General features: G+C 63.0%; 15 protein-coding genes. 2 read left to right on the top strand and 13 right to left on the bottom strand.

Features of this window, described 5'->3' with window-relative positions; translation table 11 throughout:
- Positions 1-156 precede the first annotated feature (156 nt).
- The 9 genes from JVX98_RS30450 to JVX98_RS30410 are packed head-to-tail and all read right to left on the bottom strand — an operon-like array spanning position 157 to position 10,991.
- The gene (locus JVX98_RS30450) at positions 157-1,002 is read right to left on the bottom strand and encodes a CoA ester lyase (protein ID WP_192448411.1); all 846 of its coding nucleotides are present in this window, start codon (positions 1,000-1,002) and stop codon (positions 157-159) included.
- The gene (locus JVX98_RS30445; protein ID WP_192448410.1) at positions 999-2,216 is read right to left on the bottom strand and encodes a CaiB/BaiF CoA-transferase family protein; all 1,218 of its coding nucleotides are present in this window, start codon (positions 2,214-2,216) and stop codon (positions 999-1,001) included. Before JVX98_RS30445 ends, JVX98_RS30450 begins: the two co-directional genes overlap by 4 nt.
- Positions 2,213-3,262 (bottom strand): ABC transporter ATP-binding protein, encoded by a 1,050-nt coding sequence (locus tag JVX98_RS30440; protein ID WP_192448409.1) that lies wholly within the window; start codon positions 3,260-3,262, stop codon positions 2,213-2,215. The genes JVX98_RS30445 and JVX98_RS30440 overlap by 4 nt, the downstream gene beginning before the upstream one ends.
- A 27-nt stretch (positions 3,263-3,289) precedes the next feature.
- Positions 3,290-5,389: an ADP-ribosylglycohydrolase family protein gene (locus JVX98_RS30435; RefSeq protein ID WP_205239568.1), complete on the bottom strand. Its 2,100-nt coding sequence runs from the start codon at positions 5,387-5,389 to the stop codon at positions 3,290-3,292.
- A 16-nt stretch (positions 5,390-5,405) separates the two neighbouring features.
- The gene (locus JVX98_RS30430; protein WP_205239567.1) at positions 5,406-6,611 is read right to left on the bottom strand and encodes an ADP-ribosylglycohydrolase family protein; all 1,206 of its coding nucleotides are present in this window, start codon (positions 6,609-6,611) and stop codon (positions 5,406-5,408) included.
- The gene (locus JVX98_RS30425; RefSeq protein ID WP_192448406.1) at positions 6,601-8,022 is read right to left on the bottom strand and encodes an extracellular solute-binding protein; all 1,422 of its coding nucleotides are present in this window, start codon (positions 8,020-8,022) and stop codon (positions 6,601-6,603) included. The genes JVX98_RS30430 and JVX98_RS30425 overlap by 11 nt, the downstream gene beginning before the upstream one ends.
- A gap of 49 nt (positions 8,023-8,071) precedes the next feature.
- A complete protein-coding gene (locus JVX98_RS30420) occupies positions 8,072-8,974 on the bottom strand; it encodes a carbohydrate ABC transporter permease (protein ID WP_192448405.1) in 903 nt (300 codons plus the stop codon).
- Complete coding sequence (locus JVX98_RS30415) at positions 8,974-9,903, bottom strand: sugar ABC transporter permease (RefSeq protein ID WP_246765131.1); 930 nt, start codon at positions 9,901-9,903, stop codon at positions 8,974-8,976. The genes JVX98_RS30420 and JVX98_RS30415 overlap by 1 nt, the downstream gene beginning before the upstream one ends.
- Before the next feature lie 38 nt (positions 9,904-9,941).
- Positions 9,942-10,991 (bottom strand): LacI family DNA-binding transcriptional regulator, encoded by a 1,050-nt coding sequence (locus JVX98_RS30410; protein ID WP_192448403.1) that lies wholly within the window; start codon positions 10,989-10,991, stop codon positions 9,942-9,944.
- 64 nt (positions 10,992-11,055) lie between these two features.
- On the opposite strand from JVX98_RS30410, the gene JVX98_RS30405 reads away from it, so the two are divergent.
- Together JVX98_RS30405 and JVX98_RS32760 are read left to right on the top strand one after the other, a co-directional pair.
- Complete coding sequence (locus JVX98_RS30405; RefSeq protein WP_246765071.1) at positions 11,056-11,763, top strand: hypothetical protein; 708 nt, start codon at positions 11,056-11,058, stop codon at positions 11,761-11,763.
- On the top strand, positions 11,655-11,942 hold the full coding sequence (locus JVX98_RS32760) for a GNAT family N-acetyltransferase (RefSeq protein ID WP_371826582.1): 288 nt from the start codon (positions 11,655-11,657) through the stop codon (positions 11,940-11,942). The genes JVX98_RS30405 and JVX98_RS32760 overlap by 109 nt, the downstream gene beginning before the upstream one ends.
- 246 nt (positions 11,943-12,188) lie before the next feature.
- Here the strand turns inward: JVX98_RS32760 and JVX98_RS30400 are convergent, their stop codons facing one another.
- The 4 genes from JVX98_RS30400 to phnD form a co-directional block, all read right to left on the bottom strand.
- A complete protein-coding gene (locus JVX98_RS30400; RefSeq protein ID WP_205239566.1) occupies positions 12,189-13,355 on the bottom strand; it encodes an ABC transporter substrate-binding protein in 1,167 nt (388 codons plus the stop codon).
- A 49-nt stretch (positions 13,356-13,404) separates the two neighbouring features.
- Positions 13,405-14,487, bottom strand: coding sequence for an ABC transporter ATP-binding protein (locus JVX98_RS30395; RefSeq protein ID WP_043620586.1), 1,083 nt, complete (start codon positions 14,485-14,487; stop codon positions 13,405-13,407).
- Complete coding sequence (locus JVX98_RS30390) at positions 14,487-16,283, bottom strand: iron ABC transporter permease (protein ID WP_205239565.1); 1,797 nt, start codon at positions 16,281-16,283, stop codon at positions 14,487-14,489. Before JVX98_RS30390 ends, JVX98_RS30395 begins: the two co-directional genes overlap by 1 nt.
- Before the next feature lie 133 nt (positions 16,284-16,416).
- On the bottom strand, positions 16,417-17,379 hold the full coding sequence (gene phnD, locus JVX98_RS30385) for a phosphate/phosphite/phosphonate ABC transporter substrate-binding protein (RefSeq protein ID WP_205239564.1): 963 nt from the start codon (positions 17,377-17,379) through the stop codon (positions 16,417-16,419).
- Between the last annotated feature and the right edge of the window lie 4 nt (positions 17,380-17,383).

Raw genomic sequence — 17,383 nt, 5'->3', positions numbered from 1 at the left:
GCCGGGACGACCAAGGCTTCCCGCGCGTCCGGCCGGTTTAAGTCGTACAATTTCAGGATCATTGCACATTCGGCGACAGGTGCAATCGCAAGACACGAAATCGCGGCGCGCACTTGCAGACCTCATGGTCGTGGCTGCGTTTCCGCCGGGCCGGACTCAGCCACCTGCCTGTTGCAGAATATGACGCGCGCGCTCGATGATCGGCGCATCGACCATGGCGCCGTTGAGCGCAAAAGCGCCACGGCCGTCTGCCTGAGCCGTCTTTGCTGCGTCGATCACGGTCTTTGCCCAGGCGATCCGTTCTGGGCTCGGCGAGTAAGCCTCGTTCAGCACTGGGACCACGGACGGGTGGACACAGCTCGCGCCGTCAAACCCGTGGGACGTTGCCTCACGAGCGGCTGCCTTCAAGGCATCTAGCCGCCTGTAATCGGCAACCGTCAGAAGCATCCCGAAGGACAGCTTTCCTTCCGCCTTGGCGGCAAGGTGGACCATCAGTTTCGGAAGGCGCAATACGTCTGGCAGAGGTTCTGCGCCCATGCTGGTCGCAATGTCTTCGCCACCAGCAGCAAGGCCGATCACACGGCTGACGCGCGCAATCGCGCGCGCATCGAGAACGGCGCCTGCATCCTCAAGGAGCGGCACGAAGGCGACCGGCGGCCGGCCGATCCGCTGCTCAATCGGCTCCAGATGCGCTGCAATATCCTCTAGCTCCTGCGGCGACCGGGCTTTCGCGACATGGAGGCCGAAGGCGCCCGCAAGGCAGGCAGCCTCTGCATCCGCCATCCGCAGTTCCGGCGCCGAATTGATGCGGACGAAGACGGTCGCGCCACCGCGTCCCACCTGGGCCACGGCGTCCTTCAGCCCATCCCTAGCGGCCTGCTTCTGCTCCAGGGCGACCGAATCCTCCAGGTCGAGGATGATCGCATCCGCGCCGCGCTCGTGCGCCTTGGCGATGAACTTCTCGGACGAGGCCGGGACGTAGAGAAGGGAGCGAAGCCTCATGCGGCCTCCCCTTGGACAATCGTCGCGATCGCGCCGCTATCCAGTCCCGCCTCAGCCAGAACTTCGGCCGTGTGCTCCCCAAGCGCTGGTGCAGGCCTCCGCCAGACACCCGGCGTCTCAGAAAGCCGCGGAACAATGTTGTGCATCGGAAGGCTGCCGAACTCGGCGTCCTCGACATCGACGATGATTTCGCGCTCGGCGAAATGGGGGTCGGACGCGGCGTCTGCAATATTGTAGATCGGCCCGACCGTCGCACCGGCGTCGCGCATGATCTTCAGCGCCTCGTCATGATCATGCCTGGCAAACCAGCCGCCAACGGCCCCGTCGACCAGGTCGCGGTTTTTGACGCGCTCCGAATTGGTGGCGAAGCGCGGGTCCTGGTTCATGTCGGCGCGGCCGATGATCTCGAAGATCCGCCTTGCGACCTGGGGTGTCGATCCGGACAGTGCCACATACTTTCCGTCGCGGCAGCGGTAGACGTTGCGTGGGGCGGCCGTGTTGGAGGCGCTGCCGACACGCTCCTTGACCTTGCCGGTCGTCTGATAGATCGCCGCCTCTGGCCCGAGCACCGAGAACATCGGTTCCAGCAGCGACAGGTCGATAACCTGCCCTCTTGCATAGCCGCGGTCGCGCGCAAGCAGCGCGGTCACGGTGGCCGAGCTGCCATAGACACCGGCGATCATGTCGGCAAGCGCCAGCGGCGGCAGCACGGGCTCGCGATCGGGAAAGCCGGTACGGTAAGCAAAACCGCTCATGCCTTCGATGATGGTGCCAAAGCCCGGGAACTGCGCGTAGGGCCCTGTCTGGCCGAAACCGGAAATACGCACGATGATCAGGTTGGGATTGCGGGCGTGCAGCGCTTCCGGCGAAAGCCCCATGCGCTCAAGCGTTCCCGGCCGGAAGTTCTCGATGAAGACGTCGGCCGTATCGATCAGCGCCCAGAGCGCCGTCATCGCCACCTCCTGCCGGAGGTTCAGAACGACGGAGCGCTTGTTGCGGCTATAGGTCTTCCAATAGAGCGAGTGGCCATCGTCCTTCCAGTCGCGGAGCGGATCGCCTGCCGGCGGCTCGATCTTGATGACGTCGGCGCCGGCATCGGCCAGTTGCAGCGACAGCATGTTGCCGGCGACGAGCCGGGAAAGATCAAGGACCCTCGTACCTGCAAGCGGTCCCTTGGCATCGGGATCGAACTGTCGCTTCGCAAATACGCTCATCGAAGGCGCTCCCCGGTATCCTTGTCGAAGAGCAGAACCTTGTTTGCATCGATCGTCAGCGTCACGTCCTGACCGGCTGCAAGCAGCTTGCCGCCGTGGACGACGACCGTGATATCCTGGCCGCCCATGTCGACGACGATTTCCTGGTCCTCGCCAGTCGGTTCGACCAGGCTGATGCGGCCCGGCACGCCCGTTGTTCCAAGCGTGATGTGTTGCGGGCGAATGCCGCAGACGACCCGCTTGCCCGCATCCACCTTTCGCCCGAGCGGCAGGGAGACGCCATCCCGGATCAAGGCCGTCTCACCCTCGGAGATCGCCTCGATCAGGTTGATCTCCGGCGAGCCGATGAAGCCGGCGACGAAGAGATTGGCGGGATCGTTGTAGAGGTCGAGCGGGGCGCCCGCCTGCTCGATCTTTCCGCCGTTCATGACCACGATCTTGTCGGCCATGGTCATGGCCTCGGTCTGGTCGTGGGTGACATAGACCATCGTGCGGCGCAGCCGCTGATGCAGCTTCTTGATTTCGCTGCGCATCTTTACGCGCAGCTTGGCATCGAGGTTCGACAGAGGTTCGTCGAAGAGGAAGGCGCGCGGGTCGCGCACGATGGCGCGACCCATGGCGACACGCTGACGCTGGCCGCCGGAGAGTTCGCGCGGCAGGCGGTCGAGCAGCTTTTCCAGGCCGAGGATTTCGGCCGCCTGGGTCACCCGCTTCTCGATCTCCGCCTTCGGCGCGCCGGCGAGCTTCAAGGCGAAGCTCATGTTTTCCGCGACCTTCATGTGCGGATAGAGCGCGTAGGACTGGAAGACCATGGCGATGTCGCGCTCCTTGGCCGGCATGTCGTTGACGACCTTGCCGCCGATGGTGATCTCGCCGGCTGAAATATCCTCCAGCCCGGCGATCATGCGCAACAGCGTAGACTTGCCGCAGCCCGAGGGGCCGACGAGCACGACGAATTCACCGTCGCCCATTTCCAACGAGATGTCGTTGAGCACGGCAACACTGCCGTAGCTCTTGCCGACGCTTCTAAGCTCTATCTCGGACATGTTTCCTCCCTTTCTTTCCGCCCGCAGTTAGCGCTCGGCGACCTCGAGCCGACCGATCGACATGCGCCCGGCAGACGCCATGCGAAGGCCAGCCATGCCGTAGCGTAGCGTCGCATCATCAGCCTGAAGCACTCGCTCGCCATCAATGGTGAGCGTCAGCTTGCCGCCTTCGACAGTGAGATCGATCGCATAGCTCCGGCCGTATTCGATACGGAACGGGCTGCGCGCGAGGATCTTGGTGCCGTGGTCTTCGAGCAGGATCACGGCTTCGCCGTTCTCAAAACCGGCGGCATAGAACCGGCTCGTGCCCTGAGCCCGAGCGACCAGCAGATGCGAAGCTCCCGAGTGCGGCTGAAGCTCGGCCTTGACGCTGACGTCGCGGAGATAGGCGTTGCCCGTCCAGGCGTCCGCGTCGGTTGCCGTGTGGGCATGGATGCGGCCCTGTTGCAGGCTCCAATGGCCGCGGTTCCAGGTGAAGCGGGTGATGCCGCCCCATTCATGCGCTTCCTTCGCCGGATCGATGACGGCGCGGCCCTTGCCGGAGACGGAGAAGTCCGCAAGGAAGAGCCGGCCGAGGAACTTCAGGCGACCGAAATATTCGACCAGGATGCCGATCTCGTCGACCGCCTCGCCATTGCCGTCGGGGATTGTGAAGGCGTAGTCCTGCCAGCCGCTCGCAGACGGCACGTGCCAGGCGCCGGTTTCCTGAATGGTGCCGCTCATCGCGCGGCGGACATAGGGGGCCACGCGCAGGTTGCCGTCACCGTTCCACGGGTCGAGCCAGAGTTTGAACGACACCGTCTGGCCGTCATCGGCAAGCGGCGTAAACATCGGGCGGTAGCGCTCATCGTCGAAGTCGGAGCGGCGATAGAAGGGCTTCCAGAAGATGCGTCCACCATGTCCGCGCTCGAGACGGTCGAGCAGGATTTCCAGCGATCCCTTGGCATTGTCCGTATGACGCTCCGCCGATGCCTTGACGGCGATCTGGTTGAACGGCTCGGTGCGGAAGCCATGGGTGGCGCCGGGTGCGTTGAAATCGAAGCGGACGCCGCGGCGCTCGAAATCCTCGACCCAGAGTGCTGGAGCTTCCCGCCCCTGCAGGCGCAGCGCCAGCACGGTCAGTTCGCGGGCAAAGGAAGGAATGTCGACGACGTTGACCGTGCCCGTCACGCCGGAAGCGACGACGAAGTCGTTGATCGGCTTGCGGTACTTGTCCCAGCCCGGTTGCACCTGCTGCAGCGTGCCGACGATCGCACCGGCATTGCCGGCGTTGCAGTCCGTGTCCCAGCCGGCCATTGTCGCGATCTCGACGGTGCGCGGCAGATCGCCCTGGCCGTAGATCAGGCTCATGATCAAAACGCCGGCATTCGGAATGATGTGGCAGACGCCGGGATAGCGGTCATAGCCCCAATCCGCCGTCAGCATGTCGCGGCAGGCGCGCCAGTCGTTCCGGTTGGACTCGTGGAAGCGAAGCACCGCGCGGGAAACCTTGGCATAAAGCGAGTCGGCCGGGATCGTCGCAAGGCCCGTCTCGATGACGTCCTCGATGTCCTTGGCAACAAACGCCTGGGCGATGGCTGCGGCGCAGAAGCGGGCGCCATGCAGGCCCTCGCCGTCATGGGCGACACTTGCCGCAAGTGCCGAGGCTTCGGCCGCCTTCTTCGGGTCGGCCGGATGCACCCAGCCCCAGCTGTCGATGAAGATCTGGCCGCCGATCTGTTCGGCAACCGTCGTGCCGTTCTGGGCGATCGAGCCGGATTGCGGCGCCGGGATGCCGGCACGCAGGTTCTGATAGGCGGTATGCTCGGTCGAGTTGCCGAAGCCGCCCCACCAGTACATGCCGTGTTCTTCGGCTGCATAGTTCAGCCAGGTCTTGCCGACCTCTTCGGCGGTGGCGCCGAGGCCGTAGTCGCGCAGCGCCCGGATGAAATAGACCGGGCCGTTGGTGTCGTCATCGGCAGCGAAATTCTTGAAATCGCGCAGATATTCCGTCACCTCGCCATAGGTGTCCCGGATGCGTTCATAGCTCCAGATCGTCGGCTCGACGGGTGCGCCCAAGCGCACGCCGATCGCCTTGCCGATAAAGCCGGAATAGATACGCTCGAAGATTTCTGTGGTGCTGAGCATCGGATACTTTCGAATTCTAGAGACTGGGAACCTGGGTGAGCTCGGGGACGGCAAAGAGGCTTGCGCGCGCCGTGGCCCGCGCCATTTCGCGTTTGTGGTCAGCGGCCTGGATTGCGGTCACCGTTGCGGTAAAGGCATCGGCCGATCGGTAGAGATCGAGCTTGTTGACGCGGTCGAGCTGGGAGACCATCGCCCGGTCGATAATGCTTTCGCCGTACATGGCGCCGAGGATCGCGCCGGCCATGACGCCGATCGAGTCCGTATCGCGGCCGGAGTTGATGCCGTCGATGATCGACTTGTAGAAGTCACCGTCATTGACGACGGCAAAGCCGAGAGCCAGTGGCAGTTCCTCGATCGCGTGCAGACGCGACGGCTGGTAGGCGTCGGTGGCAATGCCGGCCTTCTGCGGCGTGTGCTGAACGTCGTCGCCCATCGGCGAATAGCGCGCGATGATGCGGTGGAATTCGGCGACGACAGTGGCGTGATCAGCACCCTTCAATGAGCGCGCAGCCTCGACGATATCGTCGATCGCGTCACGCGTGCCGTCCTTGGCAACGGCCAGCGTTTCTTCGATGACCGCATCGAGCGTGGTGCCCGGCACGAAAGCGGCAGCGACTGCTGCTGCCAGTACGCCGGCAGCCTCCAGGCCGAAACTCTGCTGGTGGCCGGAGGCAAAGGCGATTGCCTCATCATAGGCCGCCTTCGGATCGCAGGCATTGGCAACACCGATCGGCGCGATGTACATCGCAGCACCACAGTTCACCATGTTGCCGACGCCGCCCTGGCGCGGGTCGCAGCCCGAAAGCTGATGGCGCTGGAATATCCACTTCTCCGGGTAGAACAGACGCTCGATCAGCATCGTTTCGCGCTGCAGTTCCGGCACCCAGCGTGGCGTCCAGGCGATCTCGCGCACCATGCCCGACGCCATGTCCCAGGCATCGAGGTGGCGCTTGACGTCGTCGTAGATCGACATGACGCAAAGGGTCATCAGCGTATCGTCGGTGACGATGCCGCCGCCGCGCACACGGCCGTTGCGGGCCGCTTCGCTCTGCTTCATGCGGTGCCACTCGGTATCGAGTGACGCCACCCGGCCATAGCGCTCGCGGATTTCCGCGGCGGAGAGTTTTTCGACCGGCGCCCCGATGGCGTCGCCGTAAGCGACGCCAAAGAGAAGCGCCCGAACCCGTCCCTTGAGGGAGAGCCCTAGAGCATCATTTGTCATTGAGAACCGTCCTTGCATATTCGGTCATTTTCTCGCCGCCGGCGGCGTTCCATTCGGAAACGAACTGGTCCCACTGGTCCATCTTGGCTTCGCCGGAAACGAACTTGTAAACCCAGGCCCGGTAGACGTTTTCCGTGGCGTCGATGTCGGTGGCGAATTCGGCAGGCCAGACGAACGCGTTGTCCGGCTTGAAGTCGGCTGAGATCGTCTTCAGCGATTGCTGCGCGGCTTCGCTGAGCCACTGAACCGGTGGCTGCCAGTTGGCGGCAACGAGGAAACGGGCATACCAGGTCGCGAGCTTGTCGGTCGGCTTGATGGTTTCGCCGTCCTTTGTGTACTGCTCACCCTCGAAGCCGAGCCGTTCGATCGCCTGGCCTTCGGGGCTGGCGATGAAGTCGAGCAGCTTGACCACCTCTTCCTTGTGTTCGGAGGTCGTCGCGATCGCGAGACCGCGCGCTTCCTTGGAGACGTCGAGCGCCATCAGGCCCTGGCCGCCAGGACCCTTCGGTGGCGAAAGCAGGCTCAGGTTCACACCGGGATGGGCCTGGCGCATCTTGCCGCCATAGATGTCGATGACTTCCGCGGAAGAACCGAAGATCACGCCGGCACGGCCGGAGTAGAACTTGTCTTCCTTCACGTCCCACTTGGTGGTGATGAATTCCGGATCGTAGAGGCCCTGCTCACGCAGCGACGCGTAGAAGGCGATCTTTGCCTTTTCCGCAGCCGATACGCGGGCATGGATCCACTCGCCGGCCTCGTTCTTCATCCAGGTGCCGGTCACGCCGAAGGCCTGGTTGAAGATGGCATCGAGTTCCTGGGTGTTGTCGGCGGTGGTCACACCGTAGCTGTCGGCCTTGCCGTTGCCGTCGAAATCGCCATCCTTGATCGTCTTGAAGAGCGAGACGTAGTCGTCAGTCGTCTTCGGCGCCGCGACGCCAGACTTTTCCAGCCAATCGGTGCGGATCACCGGCTGAGGCATGCGCGGCGGGTAGACATAGAGCAGATAGGGGTAGTTCTTCAGTCTCTCGACATTGTGCGGGAAAAGCGCGTCCTTCAGATAGGTCGTCTTCGGCAGCCAGTTGTTCCAGTCCTCGAGCACACCCTGCTCTGCCATCTTGGTGTCGCCACCCTGGAAATAGATGAGATCGGGGATATCGCCGGACAAAAGCATGGCGCTGAGCTTGTCGGCATAGCCCGAAGACGGCAGGTCGATAACCTGGATATGGATGTCCGTGCCCTTGGCCTTCAGCGCCTCCTCATAGGCCTTCATCAGCTTGACGTCGTCCGGATTGCTCGTCGTCAGATCTTTCGAGACGACCCGGATCGTCACCGGATCGGCGAAGGCGGGCATGGCAACGCTCGCCATCAATGCCATGGCGGTGGTTGCGCCAAGGATCAGTTTTCCAAGCATGTTTGTTCCTCCCAATATGCTTTGGCTTTTATCTCTGGGTTCTGCATCATCAGCCCTTCAGCGCACCGCTCATGGTGCCCTTGGTGAAGAACTTCAGAATGAGTGGGTAGATCGCGAGGATCGGCGCGATGGTCAGCAGGATCATGCCGGCCTTCAGCGCGCGAATATTGATCTGGCTCGCACCGGTGTAGTTGTTGCTGTCGACGACCCCGACCATGGCGAGCTTGTCGCCCTCGACCACGAACTGGCGCAGCACCACCTGCAGCGGCCACTTCGACTGGTCGTTGAGGTAGATCATCGCCCGGAAGAACTCGTTCCAATGGAAGACGAAGTAGAAGAGCGCGATGGTCGCGAGCGCCGACTTGGCGAGCGGCAGCGCCACGTACCAGAAGATCTGGAAGGGATTGGCGCCATCGAGTTCGGACGCCTCGATCAGTTCCTTCGGCACTTCCTCGAAGAAGCGCACAAGAATGATCAGGTACCAGGCGTTGACGACCTTGAAGAGGATCAGCGACCAGTAGCTGTCGAGCAGACCGAGGCGCTTGTTGATGAAGTAGTCCGGGATGATGCCGGGCTCAAAGACGATCGTGACGAGCACGAAGACGAAGATGATGCGCCGCCCCGGCAGGCCGGGCCGCGATAGCGCCCAAGCCATCAGCGCTGTCAGCACGACGCCAAGGAAGGTACTGACCAGCGTGATGAAGATCGAATTGAAGAGGCCACGCTGGACGGCGGAATTGTTGATCAGCAGATCCCAGACCTCGGTCGAAAACCCGTTCGGGACAACCGTCAAGCCGCTCATGCCGGCAACCTTGCCCGGATCCGAAAAGGAGATGGCGAGCAGGTTGAGGAGCGGCTGCACCGTCAGGACAACAAGGAACATGAGCGTCGAGACGATGATCGCATATTCGAGCCGCTCAAGCGGCGTTCTGCGGACGTTATGGGCGGCCATCACCATACCCCCTTGCCGGTAAGACGTTTCGAGAGAAGGTGGGCGGCGACGATCATCAGCATGCCGAGCAGGGCCTTGAAGAGACCCGCGGCCGTTGCAAGCGAGTATTCGCCGGTCTGCAGGCCGATGCGGTAAACATAGGTGTCGATGATGTCGATCTTGGCGCGCACCACGTCGTTGGAAAAATTGATCACCTGATTGAGGTCGGCGTTCAAGAACATGCCGGCATTCAGGATGAAGAGTGTCGCAATGGTCGGCACGATGCCCGGAATGGTGACGTAGCGGATCTTCTGCCAGCGGTTGGCACCGTCGATCTCGGCCGCGTCATAGAGCTCCTGGTCGATGGCGATGATGGCGGCGAGATAAAGCAGGCTGTCCCAGCCCGCTGAGCGCCAGATCTCCGAGAAGACCAGGACCCAGCGGATCGAACCGGTATCGGTCATGAAGGAGACGGGCTGCAGGCCGAAGAAACCAATGACATCGTTGACCGCACCGTCGCTTGGCGAGAGCACGGCAATGAACACGCCGGCGATGACGACCCAGGACAGGAAGTGCGGCAGGTAGATCGCCGACTGGATGAACTTGCGAAAAGCGCCGCCCCGGATCTCGTTGAGCAAAAGCGCAACGATGATCGGGATTGGAAAGAAGAAGACGATCTTCATCGTCGAGATGATCAGCGTGTTCGCCAGCACCTGCCAGAAGATCGGCGAGGAGAACAGCGTCTGGAAATGCTTGATCCCGACCCAGATGTTCGGTGGGATGATGCGCAGCTGCTCGAAGGCGATCTTGGCTTCCCAGATCGGGAAATAATGAAAGATCACGAAGAAGATCAGGCCGGGCGCCATCATCAGGTAATAAGGCCACCATTGCCGCACGCTTTTCGTGAAGCTTTGCCGATGGATTTTGGGAACGTTCCCACTTCGTGGCATGGCTGCACCCGCTACAAGATCGTTGCTTACGGTCATTGTTACCTCCCTGCCGCCGCGCGCACGGGTGCCAAGGCCGAGACATCGGCAAGCGAACCGCGCTCGACCAGTCGGCACGGCAGAAATATCCGGCCGTGTTCCGGCCGGCCGGCAATCTGGTCGAGCAGGCATTCGACCGCGCGAATGCCGATCTGCCGGCCAGGTTTTTCGATCGTCGTCAGGCCCGGCCAGGAGAAGGCGCCTGCCGGAATGCCGTCGAAGCCGAGAATGGAAATATCTTCCGGGCACCGAAGCCCCGCCTCGCGAACGGCGATCATGGCGCCGAGCGCCATCAGATCGTTGGCGACGAAAACGGCGCGACTGCCTCTCCACGGCCCGGCAAGCAAGCGTCCCATGGCCTTTCGTCCGCCTTCGACCGTGTAGTCGGATTCTTCGACCTGCAGGATGTCGGGATCGAGGTCGCGCGCCACGCAATGCTCATGTACGGCGCGCAGAAACCGCGCGCGTGCAAGACGCGACCGCGGACCGAGCATCAGGGCTGGCGCCGGGTGTCCACGCTCGACGAGGATATCCATGCCGAGGCGGACTGCCTGGGCAATATCCGAACCGACGCTCAAGGTGTCGGGGAAACGCTCGGCGCTCGACCCAATGAAGACGAAGGGCAAGCCGAAGCGATCGAGATCATCGAAATTGTCGGCGACCGGATTGATGATCGCGCCATCGACGCGGGCGCGGCGCAGAGCGCGCAGATGCGTCGCTTCCTTGCCGGCATCCCAGTCCGACGAGAAGACGAGGAGCGAAATGTCGTCTTTGGCGGCGCGATCCTGGGCGCCACGGGCGACTTCGGCCCAGAAGGGGTTGGTGATATCGGGAATGACCAGGCCGAGCAGGCCACTGCGGCCCGAGCGCATGCCGACGGCCAGGTGATTGCGCTCGTAGCCGGTGGCCGCAACGGCCTTCAGCACGCGATCGCGTGCCTCGTCGGAAATGCTGGCAGAACCGGCCAGAACCCGCGCAACCGTGCTCTTCGAGACCCCCGCCCGCTCCGCGACGTCGATAATGGTGGCCCGTTGCCGGGGTCCGTTCTTCATGTTTCCTCCCGGGCCCGAAGCCATCATCAAATGTGACAGGCCTCAAGCTCGTGGGAACGTTACCATGAGCTTTTGGACTTTGGCAAGACATGAAATATCCCGCCTGGATACAAGGCTCATTTGTGGCCGATTGCGCGCGACCAAATTCGGCGTGGGCACCTTCTCCACGCAAGCCAGGAACGCACTCGACGGATGCGGAAAACTATTGAACAATCGCCTCATGATTTCAGTAAGCCATTGGCTGCAAACAGACTTCCACACATTGTTTCAAACACGCGCCGACGGGCGGATCGTGTGTGAGAATGATCCGGTTCAGACGCCGGGCCCGCGCTTCTGGCTCGCCGGATGCGCGGAGGCAAACCTGTGCGCAACGCGTGAGGACCTGTCGGACGGTCTGGCCGCGGAGCTTGAAGGGCTCGCCGCATCCGAACCGCCCTTCGTCCATCCCAACACGCCGGTGCACCTTGAACGCTATCTGTCGCTGCTTGGTGGCGACGGACCCGCCGAACATAATTTCGGCCTTGTCTTCGAGCTGCCGCACGACACCCCTTATCAAGGCGACGCGCGGCTCGTTGGCAGCGACTCCGAAGAAGGCGCCGGGATGATGCGAAGTGGGCGACGGACGGGATTCCCAAGGCCTGGCTCGACATTGGCTTCCGCGAGGTGGCCGACTTCTGGACGCCCTGGTGCGCTGCCATTGTCGACGGCGAGGTCGCCTCGCTCGCATTTGCGGCACGGCTCGCCGATACCGGGGCCGAACTGGGACTTGTGACCGCCAAGGCGTTTCGGGGACGGGGTTTCGGCGCCGCTGCGACCGCCGGCTGGTCACAGCTGCCGACGCTTCGCTCCCGCACCCTGTTTTACAGCACCGATCGAGACAACGTCTCATCGCAACGCGTCGCCGCCCGCCTCGGCCTGCGGCTACGCGGTGGCAGCTTGCGGATATCTTGAAGCTTAAGTGCTACGCTCTCGCCTGCCTCTTAGCCCACGGACGCCACGCTAACGGCGACCGTCGCCGCATTCGTTTTCAGTGAGCAACCCGTCAGAACGAGCGGGGTGCAGGATCCAGAAGCTTCACGCTGCCGGTAATAACTTTGTAGATCGCGTGGGCTGCCATGACGCCCTCGAAATGGCCGTCGGTTGGGCCGATAGGTGCGAGTGCCCGCCGCACATAGCGGGGGCACTCAAACTGTCGACTTATCGCGAATTGACGATCCAGAAGTCCTGCCAATCCTGCAGCTTGGCGAAATCGGCCTCCGAGGTCTCGGAATGCGGGACGTGCAGTTCATGCACGACGTCGATGACGCCGGAGGCTTCTTCCTTCGGAATATTCGCTTCCTGGTTGGAGGAGATCTTGCCGTCGGCGAGCTGCGGCGCCATGCCCTCTTCGGTCATCATGAAGTGAACGAAGAGCTTGGCCGCGTTCGGATGCTTCGAGCCCGAAGCGATGACGGCCACGCGCGGGGTCAGCTGACCGACCCAGGGCTTCAGGCCGGCGCAGATGCCCATGCCGTAGCCATTCTTCTTCGCGTCACGGAAGATGGCCGAGCTCAGGAAGCCCATGAAGGGTTTTTCCTGTCCGGCCGCACCGATGATCGGGCCGACATCGGTATCGCTGCGGGTCACGCTCGGCTTGTTCTTGGCCAGGCGCTTGACCCATTCGGCCGTTGCGCTTGCCTCTTCCGTTTCGAGCGGCTTGCCGAAGAAGGCCTCGTAGGCCTTGCGCATCGCCTCGTCGTCATGGGTTTCGATCTGGTTGAACCAGAACATCGTCTCGTTGCGCAGCAGCGGATCGGGAATGGCGACGCGGCCCTTCCAGTCTTCCGTCGTCAGCGCCCAGACGTTGTCGATCGGGCATTTATCGCCATGCACGTCGGTGTTGTAGGCCCAGACCCAGGGGTTGAGGCTGGTGATCGCGGGCGTCTGGTACTGGACCGGAACGACCTCCTTCAGGTCCGGCGGCATCCAGCTGACACCGGCGCCCTGTGCAATGATTTCCGTGGTGACCGAGGGAAGATTGCTCATGTTGAAGACGTCGGAGCGAACGCTGCCTGCAACCGCTTCACGCAGGATGACCTGCTGCTGGTCCTGGCCGCTGAGCTTCACGCCGGTCGCCTGGATGCCGTACTTCGCCGTGAAGTTCTCGGCCATGGAAACGATCTTGCCGGTCGCATCGACGACGGTGATCGGTCCTTCCTTCTTGGCCGCCTCGATCAGCGCCTCCAGCGTGTAGTCGGCATCGGAAATGCCGAGCTCGGCTGCGTCCTGCGCTGCCGCGGGTGCGGCGAGCGCCACCAGCGACACGCCGGCCAGAATGGCGCGGCGAACAGACTTTGGCAGTCTACCCTCTTGTATTGACAGCATTTTATCCTCCTTACGATCAATTGCTCTGTCGGTACGGGATTGCTTCGTCTCAGGCGGCGATGCGCCGGCCCTCGGTATCGAAGATGTGCAGGTGATGGGGTTCGGCGTGGAAGAACACGGTGTCGCCGCGGGCAGCCGCCGGCAGCTCGCCGGCGATCGCGAAGAACTGTTCGCCGTCAACCGAAAGCTCGACGATCCAGCTTCCGCCGGTTGGCACCACTTCGACGACCCTCGCCTCCTTTGCGCCTTCCACCTTGGTGCGCGCCAGGCGCACGGATTCCGGGCGGATGCCGACGGAGCCCGCCGGCTGCGGCAATGTCCTTGAAGCCAGTTGGCCCCGCATCCAGGCGACCAGGGCGCCGGATCGCTCGCTGCCAAGCTCGATGATGTTGATCGGCAGGTTGCCGACGAACTCGGCGACGAAGCGGTTGGCCGGGCGCTCGTAGATGTCGTCGGGCGTGCCGAGCTGCTGCAGCTCGCCCTCGCTCATGACGGCAATGGTGGTCGCGAGCGTCATCGCCTCCCACTGGTCGTGGGTCACGAAGACGATGGTGGAACCGAGCTCCTGATGGATCCGCTTGAGTTCCGCCCGCATTTCCAGGCGCAGCTTGGCGTCGAGGTTCGACAGCGGTTCGTCGAGCAGGATGATGTCGGGCTTGAGTGCCAGCATGCGGGCGAGTGCCACGCGTTGCTGCTGGCCGCCGGAAAGCTGCGACGGCAGGCGTGTGCGGTAGCGGTCAATCGCGAGTTTTTCGAGGACCTCGGCGATGATCGCGTCGCGCTCGGGCTTGGCGACTTTGCGCAGCTTGAGCCCGAACTCGATGTTCTGTTCCACCGTCATGTGCGGCCAGAGCGCATAGTTCTGGAAGACCAGGCCGAGGCCGCGTTTTTCCGCCGGCACGTAGATGCCGTCTTCAACCGACACGATGGTGCGGTCGCCCAGGTGAATCTGGCCGGCCGTCGGATGCTCGAGGCCGGCGATCATGCGCAGCGTCGTCGTCTTGCCGCAGCCGGATGGGCCGAGGAGGCAGAGGAAATCGGATTTCGGAATCTCGATGCTCAACCGCTCGACAGCCGCCTGCGCCGTGTTGCCGTAGCTCTTTCTGACATCGCGGATGCTGATGCTTGACATTACTTGCCTCCCAAACCGTCGGACAATTTGCTTTTTGTGAGTTTCTGGACGATCAGCGTGCCGCCGAAGGCGATGATGCAGATCATCAGCACCACGGCGTTGGCCGCCTGGCCGTAGCCGTAGTCGACCAGCCTGAGCGCATAGGTCGTCAGCACGTCGGTCCCGGGGACGGCGAGCACCACGACGAGGCTCAGTCCCTTGATGCCGGAAATGAAGGGCAGCAGGATTCCGGTGACGAGCGCGCCCTTCTGGATCGGCACGACGACCGATGCCAGTCGACGGAACCAGCCGGCACCGGCAATCCGGGCCGCCTCTTCCGGATCACGCCCGAGCTGCATCATCGCCGAGATGCCGGCACGCGAGGCAAAGGGCATCTGGTCTGCAAGGATCGCCAGCACCAGAATGATCGGCGTACCGTAGAGTGCGGGAACGGGCCCCCTTTGAACCGCGAACATCGACAGATAGGCGGCGGCAAAGGCTATCCCCGGCACCAGATACGGCAGGAACGTCACTTGCCGCAGGAAGGTGGCAATCATCGTCGAGGACGTGCGGGTAACGGCATAGCCGACGAGGAGCCCGAGGAAGCCTGCGCCGGCAGCAGCCGAGCCGACGATCCAGAGCGTATTCCACGTCGCCTGCCAGAATTCCGGCGTCAGGAGGATGCCCTGCTTGAGCGCCGTGGTGCCGAGATCGGAGCCGATCCAGTAGGCGAGCGTGAAGTTGTCGAGCGCAAAGACGCCGGGCACCTTCATCACCGTGGTCATGGCAAGCGCCAGCAACGGGACGACGGCGCTGACCAGGAAGACCAGCGCGGCGAGCCCCGCTGCGGGCAGCCGGTAGCCCCGCAGCGACGTGGTGCGGTTCATCGACCCCTTCGAGCCGATGACCACGAAACGGCGTGCTTCCTTCAGCAGGTACATGTCGAGCGTGATTGAGATGGTGCCGAGCACGACGATGGTCAACGCAAGGATCGCCCCCATGCCGGTCTGGCTGGTGGAGATGGCGCGAAACAGCGAGGTCGCCAGGACGTCGTAGCCGACGGGAACGCCGAGGATATAGGCAACACCGAAGTCACCGAGACATTTGGCGAAGATCAGCGTGCAGGCCGAAACCAGCGACGGCAGCATCAGCGGCAGGATGATCTTGCGGGCGATCACGCCGTTGCCGGCGCCGATGACACGGGCGGAATCCTCAAGTGTGGAATCGAACTGCCGCAACGCGTTGCCGAACAGCAGGATGACGAAGGGCGTATAGTGCAAGGCCAGGATCAGCGTGATCGGCAAGGCGCCGTAGGCGAGCCAGTCAGGCGGGGCGAAGCCGAGCGCCTCCATCCAGCTCGGCTGTCCGCCGGTGGTCCGGTTCTTGAAGAGCGTCTGCCACGCAAGAGCAAAGGTCCAGGACGGCAGCATGTAGGGGATGATCAGAACGGTGGCGAACCACTTCTTGCCGGGCATGTCGGTTCGACTGATCAGCCAGGCCATCGGGATGCCGACCACCAGCGCGACCGCGATCGCACCGAGAGCTATGGTCCCGGTGTGGAAAAGCGGCTGCCAGAAGACGTCGGTGGCGATCTTCGACAGGAAGACGCGGTTGAAATAGTAAAGCGTCAGCTCGCCCATCGATTGCCCGGAGCGGGCCTGGTCGGCGAACTGCACGAAGAACGCGTCCGAAAGCAGAAGCAGGATGGGCGCGGCAATCAGATAGGCGAACAGCACGACCAGAGCGACGCCCACCATCGTGGTGGGGTCCTGGTTGTGGACCCTGTAATTGTAAATGGCTTTGCCAAAGTTTCGCATAGCAATCCCGTGGGTTGGAAGCCGCACAGCAGCCTCGGGCGGGTTGGCCCGGTCTGCGGTGACGTTTGTGGTAGGCGCGCGACAGGGCCTGCGCACGCGGCGCATCGGTCTCCAGTCGGGCTGTTGGATGAGGTCAGAAAGTGGAAGCGCCGGCCTTGTCGATGACCTCGCGCACGCTTGCCCAATCCCGATCGTAGCGGATCGGCAGGAAGCGCTCGTCGCCGTGAAACTCGCTCTTCATTTCCGCGGTGAACTCGAAGTCGAAGAAACACCGCTTCATCGCCGCGACCAGCGGCGGGGCGAGGTCATGCGCATAGGCAAAGGACGACGTCGGAAAAATGCCGCTGGTGAAGATGACCCGGAGGTCTTCGCGCTTGACCATCCGCCGCTCGATCAAACGTTCCAACACGTCGGACGCGACGGCCGCCATGTCGTAGTCACCCGAGATCACGCCGAGAATGGACTTGTCATGGCCGCCGGACATGATCGGCGCATAATCCTCCCCCGGGCTCAGGCCTTCGCCCGGGAAAAGCGCGCGCGGTGCCAGGTGCCCCGAGTTCGAGAACGCGGACGCGTGCGCCACGCGCCGCCCCTTGAGATCGGAGAGGGTCTTGAACGGGGAGTCTGCGCGAACGATGGCAATCAGATTGTAGCCGCGCACCGCATTGCCGATGCCTTTTGCGGCAAAGGGAACGGCGCCGGCGCGGTTGACCGCCTCGACCGTCGGTCCGGTCGAAAAGCCGGCGAAGTGCAACCGCCCGGAGCGCATGGCTTCGATCTCCGCCTTGCTCGACTGCACTGGGTAATAGACGATCTGGCGGCCGAGACAGGCGCCGAGATGGGTGGTGAAATCCTTGAACAGGCTGGCATAGATGGCCGGCTCCTCGATCGGAGCATAGGCCCAGACGAGCGTCTGCGGATCCCGCCATTTCGAAGGGTCTGTCGGCGCATCGGCAACGAAGTCCTTGTCGGCGTCGCAGTAGCGCACGTCGAGATCGGGGCTTGTCCCGCAACCGGCTTTCGCCGTTGTCGACACGGGCAACAGCAGCACGCACGCCAATGCGAGGCCGGCCAAAAACAGCCTGTGCGCGTTCATGTCT

This window comes from Ensifer sp. PDNC004 (assembly GCF_016919405.1).
Taxonomy (GTDB): Bacteria; Pseudomonadota; Alphaproteobacteria; order Rhizobiales; family Rhizobiaceae; genus Ensifer.
Note: the sequence above shows the minus strand (reverse complement) of the source record. Positions and strands in the feature narration are given on the sequence as shown.